Genomic DNA, 10124 nt, shown 5'->3' with positions numbered 1-10124 from the left:
GTGCGGCGTCGAACACAACTCCATGGCCAGGTACATGGGCTGGAAAACGGGGTCGCGCATTCCATGGACGGGGATTTCCCAGTTTTTTGGAGGCCAGCCCTGCAGTTCGATTTGACGGTGTCTAAGGACTTACCCCTTCTAAAGAGGCCGTTCCAGAACGCTGGGGCCATGCGGGTCGGTCTCGCTCCATTTGGCAAAGTTCGAGTGCATCGCGCACCATTTTGGAGGGTCGCTTGGCGAGCCTGGCAGCCGCTTCGCAACAGGTACAGCACTGCGCAGAACACCTCCTACACCTCCATTTTTTTGGGCCTTTCTGGGGCGGCGACCACAGCAGTTGCGTCGAGCAATGCATCAGAGATCTTGATGACATTCATAAGAGATCCAGCTTTGCGCTGATGGGACTCACTCCATACAGTTGCGCCGTCGTCCTGAGTGCCATTGCTCAGGACATTCCACCTGGAGCAAATGCACCATGACCAACACGAAAGCCGGCCCTGTGCCCTCTTTGGTTCGGCGAGTCACTTTATTGACCGCCCTCTACCACGGCTTGGGCATCCATCGAGCGGCTGCTGCGGCTGGGCCATCCGGTGCATTGAAGATGGCCTATCTGCCCAAGCAGGTGAACAACCCCTACCACGCCATGCTGGGTCAGGGCGTGATGGAAGCGGCGCGCGAAATGGGGGTACAGGCACGCATGCTGGGGCCCACCACCGCCCAGGCACTGGCCCAGGAGCCATTCATTGATCAGCTGATTGCGGAGCGCTTGAACGCTGTCATCTTGGCCGCCAACGAAGCGGTGGCGCTGTTGCCCAAAGTGCGGGAGCTCATTGCCGTGGGCACCAAGATCGTGGCGGTGGACGCGGATCTGGCCACGGACGCACGCGATTTGTTCATCAACCAAGCCAGCCAGGAAGGCGTGGGCCGCGCGCAAATGCAGCTGATGGCCCAGCTGATGGACGGGCAAGGCGAATTCGCCATTCTTTCCGCCACGGTCACGGCCAGCAACCAGAACGCCTGGATTTACTGGATGTTGCAGGAGCTGCGTCGCCCTGCCTACAAGAACATGAAGATGACCAAGGTGCTCTATGGCAACGACGATCCCGTGAAGTCGCGCGAACAGTGCATATCGCTGCTTCAAAACCCCAACCTGCGCGGCATCATCTGCCCCACAACCGTGGGCATTCTGGCCAGCGCAGAGTACGTGGCCTCATCGCCATTCAAGGGCAAGGTCCACGTGACCGGACTGGGTACGCCCAACCAGATGCGCCCGTTTGTGAAGAACGGCACGGTGCGGGCCTTCCAGCTCTGGAACCCGGTGGATCTGGGCTACCTGGCGGCCTATGCGGCGGCCAGTCTCACAAAGGGGCACATCAGTGGCAAGAAAGGCGACAGCTTTTCTGCGGGCCGCCTCGGCGATTACATCGTTGGATCAAAAGGCGAGGTCATTCTGGGTGTGCCAACGACCTTTGACATCAACAACATTGATCGCTTTAGTTTTTAAGTGCCGCGTCCGCTTCCAACACATAGACGCAACCACCCCGCTACGCAAATTTGAATCACTTTTAGGAGACATGATGAAAGCAACAACATGGGTACTGGCCGCCGCACTCGCCTGCGTTGGAATTTCCGCACATGCATACCCCACAGGGAGCATCTCTGCGCAGACTTTGCAAGAGTCTGAAATCAAATCGATCACCCTGGAGCTGCTGAAGAAGCACGTGAAGTATGCAGAGAGCATCTATCACGACCACTCCGCCAGCATTCCCGGTGCTGGTTACTTTCATTCGGGTGCCGCCTCAGAAGACGGCATCCGAACCACCGCCAACTACGCCTATCTGTATGCATTGCTGCTGACACGCACGACCGACACCGCCTTCAACGGCATCCCCCGTGCAACGGTGGAGGCCCACCTCGTTGCCAACCTGAAGTACCTCGTGAACACCCACAAATCGTCGGGGAGCTACAACACGAAATCGGGGACCAGATGGGGCAAGGTGTGGGAGTCCAGCATGTGGTCTTCGTATGCGGCCATGGGCGGCTGGATGGTGTGGGCGCAGCTGCTGGACGCCGACACGCAACACAAGCTGAACCTGATGGTCAGCGGCGAAGCCGACTACAAGGCCGCAACCCTGCCCCCCTTCGAAGAGTGGAGTGACACCAAGGCAGAAGAAAACGGCTGGGACACCAACATCCTGTCGCTGGCCCGCAGCATGCAGCCCAATCACGCCAATGCGGCCAAGTGGGACGACATGGCGAAGAGCTACATGATGAACACCTACTCCACGCTGGCTGACAAATCAGACGCGACGGTGGTCGACGGCAAGCCTGTGAGCACCTGGGTGCGCGGTGCCAACCTGCACCCCGACCTGACGTCGGAAAACCACGACATCTTCCACCCCATCTACCAGATGGTCCCCATCAACGAGCTGGGCACCTCCGCCGTTTTCTACAAGATGGGCAACCTGACCCCGCCCGCCGCGGTGGTGCACAACATGCTCAACGTGTGGAACAAGGTGCTCAAGAAAATCGCGCTGCCGGAGGGCGAATGGATGTACCCCAACGGCGTGGACTGGATGGTGCATGACTACGAGCACTTGCCCGCTTACAGCTTTCTGGCCACCTACTTCAAGGACGCAGACGCCACCATGCTGGAGAGCCGCACGCTGGAGTACATGCGCGAGCGTGCCAACCTGCAAACGAACGGCAGCTACTTTGGCAGTCTGATCGACATTGGCCCACGCCGGGAATCCGTGGCGGCACAGCGCCTGGCCGATGCGTATCTGTACCACGAGTTTTTTGGCCCTGGCTCCACCACGCCAAGCACGCCCAGCAGCTTTGTCACCGCACAAAGCGGCGTGACGGACTTCAAGGACACCAAGCTACTGCTGCACCGCAACGCGCAGAAGTATTCGTCTTTCTCGTGGCAGAGCAAGTTCATGGGCTACATCGGCCCCAACCCCTCCACCTACATGCACGAACCCTATGTGTTGGTGCCTTACCAAAAGTCGTTCGTGGGGTACTACAACCTCAAGGACGTGGCCACCAATGCGACCCACATCACACACACCAATCAGACCGCGGCCACCTGGTTCACCACGAGTGGGGTGCTGTCGGAGAATGATGGCAAGCTGACCCGCTTCCTGTCCTTCACTTCTTTGCCAGACAACAACCTGGTGGTCTACATGGACAGGGTCGTGGCGAACGCTGCCGTCACCATTGTTCAGGAATATGGCGGGGCGTTTGACTTTGAGCGCGATGCCATGTCGGGCGCGGCGCGCACCGTGTATTCCGCCTCGGGTACCTCGAGCATGCCCACGCAGTTCACCGCGTTCACAGGCGACTGGATGAATGTGGATGGCAAGCTGGGCGTGGTGGTCAAGGGTGGCAAGGGCTTCAACTTTGGATCCAAGGGCATACAGGCCGGCGCCACCAGTTCGCGCATGTATGGTTCGTATTTCACAGGCTCCAAGCCTGCTGCGGCCAATGAAGTCATTTCCGACAAGGTGGTGGTGGCTGCGACCAACCAGACGGCCGCACAAACCGCTCAGTTGAGCGCAAATGTGTTGCGTCCCCCGGTGGGGTTTGGATGGTCCGCCTCCATCGTTCAGGACGAGCGCAACTACCGCTTCCTGGTGGCCAGCAACTTTGATGGCGACTGGGATTCCTCCATCGAGCTGACCACCAACGAAGGCGCACCGATTTTGCCGGTGGCATCGCAGATCACCGGCAGCACAGGCGTCGCCACGCTGTCGCAGGATCTGCAAAAAACGGTGGTCCACACACTGCGCGCCTATGCCAGCGTGGTGGGCGCGGGCACCGTGCAAGCGGTCACGGGCGGCCTGTCCAACACCTGTGTGCTGACCAACTCGGGAAGCACCGCAGTCAGTACCAAGGTCACCATCCTGGGCTCGGGCGGAACGTTTGTGTCGGCCACCACCACCGTCCAGCCTGGCAAGAAAGTATCCGCCTCAGAGCGCAATGGCAGCATTGTGTTCAAGGTGCTCTAGCCGATGGGAAATCCGAATAAAAAAGTATTGGTGGTTGGCACTGACCCCAGCGCTGTGCGACTGGGAATGGCCCTGCAATCCACCGGCGTTAGCGTTTTTCAAGCGGAAACGGTCTCGGATCTTCAATCGATCGCTTTGATGGGGGGAGCCATCCGCTCCGAGTACGGCTTGGTCTTGTTTGGCTGGTCGTCGTCCGGCACCGTAGAGGTTGCAAGTCTCTTGGAACACTTCATTGGCCCTCAGACGCCCGCGGTCTTCATGGTGGGCGGTGTCCGGCGTCTGGCATGGGTGAACCTGGCGGCCCCCAGTCTTGAATGGAACTGTGGGGTGTCCGTCAATGCCCTGAACCCAAAGTTGTGCCCGGCGGCACCTCGTTTGTATTTGAGCAGTGGCCCGAAAATTGCGCGGTGGGCGACCTTGTTTGAACAGTCGAAGTATGACGTGCAGTGGTGTGGAAACCGACTCGGCCTGCAATACGGCCGCATATTGCGCGACTTGGGTCGGGGTCTTTTGCTGATTTCTGGTGGCAAGACATTGCAAGAGGATCGCTTACTGCGTGTTCGTTACGCTCGATTGCTGAACGAGGTCCATCGACTGATCAGCTCCGCGGGAATTAAACCCTGCAATTTGATGGGCGTTCCCTGGGTAATCGCTCCGACTTTGCTGCGGCTGAACAATTCGATATTTACCTGGTTGGCGGCCCGCAGTTTTGCTGGTCTCGCTGACGAGGCGGATGGAACCGAGATGGCCGCCGGGCGCGTTGCGGATCTGGTGGCCTCCACCTGTGATGAAGTCATTCGTCTTGCGGTGGGATCGGCTTCCGATGTATCGGCCACGATCGATCTGCGGGAGCAATTGGGTGAGTTGATCGAGCACGGCGACCGCTTAGGCGTGCAAACAACGAGTCATTGGGGATGAAGATGAGAGCGGGCCATCGGATGCCAATGCGAGGCAGAACCAAGACCAATGTCTTTGCATCCCATCAGGAGGTGCTTGAGCGGCTGCGGTCTGATACGGACTGCATGGTCGTGGAGGTGCTGGACGACCTCAGTTACGCGATCATTCGCGCCTACAAGAACCACCCGCCACAGGGCTACTACGATTGGATGTCCACCACGGCAACAAACCGCATCAGACAGTTGGCAACCGTCATTCTCGAAGACAGCCCGGCCAAGGATGAGGCAGAAACAAACATCGAAAAAGAGTGCACTCCAGGCGCGTTCAAGTACCTGATGGTGGCTTGGCTTCGTCCCCAAATGGAACGAAAGTTCGGCGCCTTGCCAGACGCCGTGGCCAAAGTCCTGTCGCTCCGGGCCAGCTGAACGACACCAAGCCTGCGGTGGGGTCTTTTGTGAAACCCCGGACGCTACAGCGCCAAGCGGCCGTCGTAGGCCAGTTGGTCCATCACACCAAAGCCCGCGCGCGGCGCAGGTCGCCGGGCGTTTGACCCACGATCTGGCGAAAGCATTTCTGAAAGTGGCTGAAGTCGCTGAAGCCCACGCTGAGCGTCACTTCAGTTGATTGGGCAAGGGTGAGGCCTTGAACAAACAGCGTGGGCGGTGTTTGCGCTGCGACGTGTATGCCTTTTTCGCTTTGGTGTTGATAAGGGTTTAAAAAATGTTGCTGCAATCCCCCCTTGCCGGGCGTCTCTCTTTTGTCCGTTTGGCGCTGGCTTTCAGGACGCTGAGCTTGGCGTTTGTCCTGGCGCTGGGTTTGGCTGCGTTGACCGCTTGTGGGGGCGACTTCGAGAACACGCCTGCGACAGACCTCTATAGCACCTACGAGGTGATTGAGGGCGGCATGAGTGAGGCTCAGGTGAAGGCTGTGATTGGTGTCGAGCCGCTGCGGCGTGAGCCCGATGGCGCCAACGCCGAAGTCCTCACTTGGGAGGCCAACCACGATACTCGCCGCCCCGCCACATTGCAGTTGACTTTCAAGAAGGACGGCGTGAGCCACAAGATCGTTTCAGGCTATCTCGGCAGCCGGTCCCAGTCGTACTGAACGGCGGGCCAAGGCTGTGGTGTTGGACGTGTCTCGCCCTTGGCGCAGTTAGGAGGCCAGCGGCCCAGCGTTACGGCCTCCCCATGTCACTCATGCGGAAAACCGCTTCGCTCGCCCGAAGCACGTTTCAACCTGATCCCCTGCAGCGCCCCACTCCACGCGGCTACCCGATCAACGCCACCGCCTTGATCTGCGCCCACACCGGCTGACCTGGCACCAGCCTCAGCGCAGCCGCAGAGCGCCGCGTCAACCGCGCGAGCAGAGACGAAGAAGTCCCTTGCCGTTCACCCCCGCGCCAAAGCCCGCGCGCGGCGCAGGTCGCCGGGCGTTTGACCCACGATCTGGCGAAAGCATTTCTGGAAGTGGCTGAAGTCGCTGAAGCCCACGCTGAGCGCCACGTCGGTGATGCGGCGTTGCGGTGACGCCAGCAGCAGGCGCTGGGCATGCGCAATGCGCACGTGCTGCAAAAACAGCTTGAACGGCAGGCCCAGGCTGTCGCGAAACAGGAAGCGCAGATGCGAGACGCTCACATGGGCCTGGTCGGCCAGCTGTTCGGTGGAGATCGGTTCATGGAATTGCTTGCACAGGTACTGCAAAGCCCGAGCCAGCCCCGCATGCAGCTGCGCGAACGCTGGTGTGTCGTGTTCCAGCACGCAGCGCACCCAGTGCTCGACGGGCTGTGCCACCGTGGGAAGGTTGGCCTGTGGCGGGGCTGTCTCGCGGTTTTCATAGCGCGGCGCTTGCGGCTCCGCCAGGGTGTATGCCGGGCCGGCATCTCCCAGCAAGCGGGGAGACAGCAGGCTGATGTCGCTGGCACCAATGGGCGTGTTGGCGGTCAGCAGCGCCATGCGCGCCACGGTCCACTCCAGTTGCGCGGCGTTGCCGGGCCATGCGTAGTTGGTGCACCAGTGTCGCAAGGCGTCGGTCATGCGGTGTTCCGCGCTGTGACCGTGGTAGTCCAGCACAGCGCGCACCAGCACGGGAATGTCTTCCGGGTGTTGCGCGAGTGGCGGCAGGGTGATCACCTTCCAGTCGCACTGGCTCCAGGCCCCATGCGGAATGGGGCTGCTGCTTGGATCGGGCAGGTGCGGTGCCTTCAGCGCAACCACCAGTCGGCAGGCCCAGTGGCTGCCCAACTGAGTGGAGAGGCCCATGGCCTGCTCCAGTTGCAGCCACAGGTGTTCCTGGTCAGCGTGGGTGCCGTGGTCTGCGTTGCACAAGAACAGGGTTCCACCGCGCGCGCGGTCCACCCAGCGCCAGGGTGGCTCCAAGGTGGTCGCGCAGTCCACCTTGACGAAGGTCCGCCCTGCCCCGGCGCCGCCGTGGTGGATGGCCGCCGCTGTTTGCAGGGCTTCGTTGCAGCTGGTGCCCAGCAGCGCGACCGGGCGCGCGTCGACGCAGCTTTCTTCAATGTGGCGATCGAGCGCCAACATGGCCGGGCTGGAGCCGATCAGGCACGGTGCACCCCACTGCGCCTGCACCACCCAGCGCTGGCTGGCCAAGCGTTGGACAGTGCCGGCGCACTGAGCAGCGAGCTCGGTCAGTGCCGACTCGTGCGCAGGCCCCATGAACAGGTGGGGCGACAGCTGCAACCGCAATTCGCCGAGTGGCCGGCGGGAAAATTCCAGCGCCAGCACCACGCTGTGTGGAACATGCGGAGCGCTGCGGCCCACGGCGCCGTCCACCAGCAGGGGTTGCTGCCCGAAGAGCTCCAGGCTGGCCACTTCCCACCAATGGCGGCACGCGCTGCGATCCAGCAGCCGCCGGATTTCGGCAAGCTCGTTCAGGTAGGACACGCCCGCGCGATGCGAGGCCCGGCTGGGCTCGCTGTCCGCGGCTTCCGTACAGATCAAGTGGGGCCTGCGAGGCAGGTTTTACTGCGTCACCGCAGCGCTTTGGAGCTGCGTCGCAATGGCTCTCTCGGCTGTCGGAGGATGCACTGGTGCACGGCGTTGGTCACGGCGTATCGCGCTTGAATCAAAGTACGTCTCCCTTTTCTTGGCCGTCATTTTTTTATCGGCCCATACCAGTTACCCACTTGCCATCGGACCGCTGATCGGACCTCGGTCGCACGATTCTGCGATGGGAGGCAGCGTCACCACATGGGCAAAAGCTGCGCAGCGCCAACACCATCGTCTGGCCCAGTTTTTCCGTCGTCTGCCCCACTTCGAGCGAGGGTGCGTGTCACTACTATTTGCCTGCGGCTCACGGCAAGACAAATGGCCGAACCGCAGTTTTCAAACCGTCAACCTGACCAGCAATTGGTCCAACCTACGAGGAACGCACCATGGCCTTTCCGACAGCCGTCAACGATCAAATCACCGATTCCGTCACCCAGGCCAACACCAAGGTGTTGGGCGATGCGCCCGCCATTGCGATGGGCAACCTGTACCAGGCCACGGCGCAGGCGCTGGCCAACGCAGCACACAACGCCACCAATGCGCAGCAGCAAAGCTATGTGACCTCGCAGTCCGCCACGACCATGGGCGTGGCCACTCTGTATTCGCTGGACACCGCCAGCACCGGCATGGCCACCAAAACGATCCTGACCCCCAGCTCTGGCGTTCGGGGCCTGGGCACCTGATCGCACCTGATCGCTCTCCTCGCCTTTCACTTTCCGTCAGTGTCCAGCACATTGGCGGCGCTGTGTTTCAACCCTTTCCCATCTAGCTTTCATCGGAGGATTTCATGGCCTTTCCCACCGCAGTCAACGACCAGATCACGGACTCCGTCACGCAGGCCAACACCAAGGTGTTGGGTGACGCCCCGGCCATTGCCATGGGCAACCTGTTTCAGGCCACCGCCCAGGCCCTGGCCAATGCCGCTCACAACGCCACCAACGCGCAGCAGCAAAGCTATGTGACGGCGCAGGCGGCCACCACCATGGGTGTCGCCACCCTGTACTCGGTGGACACCGCCAGCACGGGCGTGGCCACCAAAACCATTCTGAGCAGCTGATCGCTGCCAGTCGCCGTTGGTGCCTTGATTCACCGAGCCACCGCGCCACAAGCCAACAGGAGTAAAGAACATGGCCTTTCCTACCGCTGTCAACAGCCAGATCACCGATTCGGTGACTCAAAGCAACCTGCAGGTTCTGGGCACCGCGCCCGCCGTCGCAATGGGCAACCTGTACCAGGCCACGGCGCAAGCTTTGGCCAACGCGGCGCACAACGCCACCAATGCACAGCAGCAGATGTATGTGACGGCGCAAGCCGCCACCACCATGGGCGTGTCTTTGCTGTACTCGTTGGACACGGCCGCCGATGCCATGGCGACCAAGGCCATCTTCAGCGCCTGAGCACGCGCTGTGCGCGTTTTTTGTTTTGTCTTCGTCCCTTCCTTGTCAACAGCAACCCTTTAAGGAGTAGTTCACATGGCTTTCCCAACCGCAGTCAACAGTCAGATCACCGACTCTGTTTCCCAGGTCAACACCAAGGTGCTGGGCGATGCCCCGGCCGTGGCCATGGGCAACCTGTTTGTGGCCACCGGCCAAGCGCTGTCCAACGCCGCGCACAACGCCACCAACAACCAGCAACAGTCCTACGTGACCATGCAGGCCTCCACCACCCAGAGCGTGGCCACCATGTTGTCGGTGGACACGGCCAGCACCGGCGTGGCCACGGGCAAGGTGCTGGGCCTGCACTGAAGCCTTGGCGCGGTGATGGGCGACACCGGGTTCTGGCGCCATGGCGCGTAGTGCCCCCCTGAGCCTGGCGCAAGCGCCCGCCATGGCGATGGGCATGACCTATCTGGCCATGGCGGACAGCATCAGCCTGGCCATGCAGAACGCGGTGTCCAACCAGCAGCGCGGGCAGGTGACGGCGACAGCCGCCGTCACCCAGACCCTCGTCTTGATCATCAAACTTGGAGCGAATCCCAAATGAACGACCCCGGTACCGTCAACGATCAGGTGGTGGACAGCGTGAACAGTGTCACCACGCTGATCTCTGGACAGTCACCCGCGAATGCCTTTGCCATGCTGGACACGGTGATGGTCGAGACGCTGGGCATGGCCATGTACAACGCGGTCAACCGCCAGCAGAACGCGGGCATGGTGAGCTCGGCCTCCGTGACCGCCGCCTGCGCGCGCATGCTCAACGCCTACCCGCCCTACAC

General features: G+C 61.2%; 14 protein-coding genes and 2 pseudogenes. 12 read left to right on the top strand and 4 right to left on the bottom strand.

The window, feature by feature from the left end; genetic code table 11:
* Window positions 1-150: 150 nt before the first annotated feature.
* Window positions 151-311 (bottom strand): annotated as a pseudogene (locus B0E41_RS27435) (IS5/IS1182 family transposase); the annotation flags it as partial.
* A gap of 161 nt (window positions 312-472) precedes the next feature.
* Here B0E41_RS27435 and B0E41_RS00780 point away from each other — a divergent pair.
* The 4 genes from B0E41_RS00780 (at window position 473) to B0E41_RS00765 (ending at window position 5329) form a co-directional block, all read left to right on the top strand.
* The gene (locus B0E41_RS00780; RefSeq protein WP_077327720.1) at window positions 473-1501 is read left to right on the top strand and encodes a rhamnose ABC transporter substrate-binding protein; all 1029 of its coding nucleotides are present in this window, start codon (window positions 473-475) and stop codon (window positions 1499-1501) included.
* A gap of 166 nt (window positions 1502-1667) precedes the next feature.
* Window positions 1668-4007, top strand: a complete 2340-nt coding sequence (locus B0E41_RS00775; protein ID WP_077327717.1) for a hypothetical protein — start codon at window positions 1668-1670, stop codon at window positions 4005-4007.
* A gap of 3 nt (window positions 4008-4010) precedes the next feature.
* Window positions 4011-4925, top strand: a complete 915-nt coding sequence (locus B0E41_RS00770; protein ID WP_143433599.1) for a hypothetical protein — start codon at window positions 4011-4013, stop codon at window positions 4923-4925.
* Window positions 4922-5329: a hypothetical protein gene (locus B0E41_RS00765; RefSeq protein ID WP_143433598.1), complete on the top strand. Its 408-nt coding sequence runs from the start codon at window positions 4922-4924 to the stop codon at window positions 5327-5329. Before B0E41_RS00770 ends, B0E41_RS00765 begins: the two co-directional genes overlap by 4 nt.
* An 82-nt stretch (window positions 5330-5411) precedes the next feature.
* Here the strand turns inward: B0E41_RS00765 and B0E41_RS26390 are convergent, their stop codons facing one another.
* Window positions 5412-5636 (bottom strand): AraC family transcriptional regulator, encoded by a 225-nt coding sequence (locus B0E41_RS26390; RefSeq protein WP_143433597.1) that lies wholly within the window; start codon window positions 5634-5636, stop codon window positions 5412-5414.
* Between the two features lie 60 nt (window positions 5637-5696).
* Here B0E41_RS26390 and B0E41_RS00760 point away from each other — a divergent pair, with 60 nt between their 5' ends.
* Together B0E41_RS00760 and B0E41_RS27685 are read left to right on the top strand one after the other, a co-directional pair.
* Window positions 5697-6008 (top strand): hypothetical protein, encoded by a 312-nt coding sequence (locus B0E41_RS00760; protein ID WP_171984621.1) that lies wholly within the window; start codon window positions 5697-5699, stop codon window positions 6006-6008.
* A gap of 83 nt (window positions 6009-6091) precedes the next feature.
* Window positions 6092-6217 (top strand): hypothetical protein, encoded by a 126-nt coding sequence (locus B0E41_RS27685; protein WP_290440823.1) that lies wholly within the window; start codon window positions 6092-6094, stop codon window positions 6215-6217.
* Here B0E41_RS27685 and B0E41_RS00755 read toward each other — a convergent pair.
* Both B0E41_RS00755 and B0E41_RS00750 read right to left on the bottom strand, forming a co-directional pair.
* A pseudogene (locus tag B0E41_RS00755) lies at window positions 6172-6276 on the bottom strand (TOBE domain-containing protein); the annotation flags it as partial. The gene B0E41_RS27685 and the pseudogene B0E41_RS00755 sit on opposite strands and share 46 nt — an antisense overlap.
* A 16-nt stretch (window positions 6277-6292) precedes the next feature.
* The gene (locus tag B0E41_RS00750; protein WP_077327705.1) at window positions 6293-7861 is read right to left on the bottom strand and encodes an AraC family transcriptional regulator; all 1569 of its coding nucleotides are present in this window, start codon (window positions 7859-7861) and stop codon (window positions 6293-6295) included.
* A gap of 434 nt (window positions 7862-8295) precedes the next feature.
* Between B0E41_RS00750 and B0E41_RS00745 the strand changes: the two genes are divergently transcribed.
* From B0E41_RS00745 to B0E41_RS00720, 6 genes are all read left to right on the top strand, one after another.
* A complete protein-coding gene (locus B0E41_RS00745) occupies window positions 8296-8592 on the top strand; it encodes a RebB family R body protein (RefSeq protein WP_077327702.1) in 297 nt (98 codons plus the stop codon).
* A gap of 104 nt (window positions 8593-8696) precedes the next feature.
* Window positions 8697-8966, top strand: a complete 270-nt coding sequence (locus B0E41_RS00740; RefSeq protein ID WP_077327699.1) for a RebB family R body protein — start codon at window positions 8697-8699, stop codon at window positions 8964-8966.
* Between the two features lie 70 nt (window positions 8967-9036).
* The gene (locus B0E41_RS00735) at window positions 9037-9306 is read left to right on the top strand and encodes a RebB family R body protein (RefSeq protein ID WP_077327695.1); all 270 of its coding nucleotides are present in this window, start codon (window positions 9037-9039) and stop codon (window positions 9304-9306) included.
* Window positions 9307-9381: 75 nt separating this feature from the next.
* Window positions 9382-9654, top strand: a complete 273-nt coding sequence (locus B0E41_RS00730) for a RebB family R body protein (RefSeq protein WP_068173297.1) — start codon at window positions 9382-9384, stop codon at window positions 9652-9654.
* Between the two features lie 40 nt (window positions 9655-9694).
* Entirely contained in the window at window positions 9695-9892 is a 198-nt protein-coding gene (locus tag B0E41_RS00725; RefSeq protein WP_077327692.1) for a RebB family R body protein, read from the top strand.
* Window positions 9889-10124 (top strand): RebB family R body protein (locus B0E41_RS00720; RefSeq protein WP_171984620.1); only part of this gene is annotated, 236 nt, incomplete at its 3' end. The genes B0E41_RS00725 and B0E41_RS00720, both read left to right, overlap by 4 nt.

Origin of the sequence: Hydrogenophaga sp. A37 (assembly GCF_002001205.1) — a bacterium.
Lineage (GTDB): Bacteria > Pseudomonadota > Gammaproteobacteria > Burkholderiales > Burkholderiaceae_C > Hydrogenophaga.
This window is presented reverse-complemented; position numbering and strand designations above follow the sequence as displayed.

Excerpts from the sequence above, each read along its gene's own strand:
- B0E41_RS00725 (WP_077327692.1), top strand. The coding sequence starts at position 9,695 with ATGGCGCGTAGTGCCCCCCTGAGCCTGGCGCAAGCGCCCGCCATGGCG.
- B0E41_RS00730 (WP_068173297.1), top strand. The coding sequence starts at position 9,382 with ATGGCTTTCCCAACCGCAGTCAACAGTCAGATCACCGACTCTGTTTCC.
- B0E41_RS00735 (WP_077327695.1), top strand. The coding sequence starts at position 9,037 with ATGGCCTTTCCTACCGCTGTCAACAGCCAGATCACCGATTCGGTGACT.
- B0E41_RS00780 (WP_077327720.1), top strand. The coding sequence starts at position 473 with ATGACCAACACGAAAGCCGGCCCTGTGCCCTCTTTGGTTCGGCGAGTC.
- B0E41_RS00745 (WP_077327702.1), top strand. The coding sequence starts at position 8,296 with ATGGCCTTTCCGACAGCCGTCAACGATCAAATCACCGATTCCGTCACC.
- B0E41_RS00740 (WP_077327699.1), top strand. The coding sequence starts at position 8,697 with ATGGCCTTTCCCACCGCAGTCAACGACCAGATCACGGACTCCGTCACG.
- B0E41_RS00770 (WP_143433599.1), top strand. The coding sequence starts at position 4,011 with ATGGGAAATCCGAATAAAAAAGTATTGGTGGTTGGCACTGACCCCAGC.
- B0E41_RS00765 (WP_143433598.1), top strand. The coding sequence starts at position 4,922 with ATGAAGATGAGAGCGGGCCATCGGATGCCAATGCGAGGCAGAACCAAG.
- B0E41_RS27685 (WP_290440823.1), top strand. The coding sequence starts at position 6,092 with ATGTCACTCATGCGGAAAACCGCTTCGCTCGCCCGAAGCACGTTTCAA.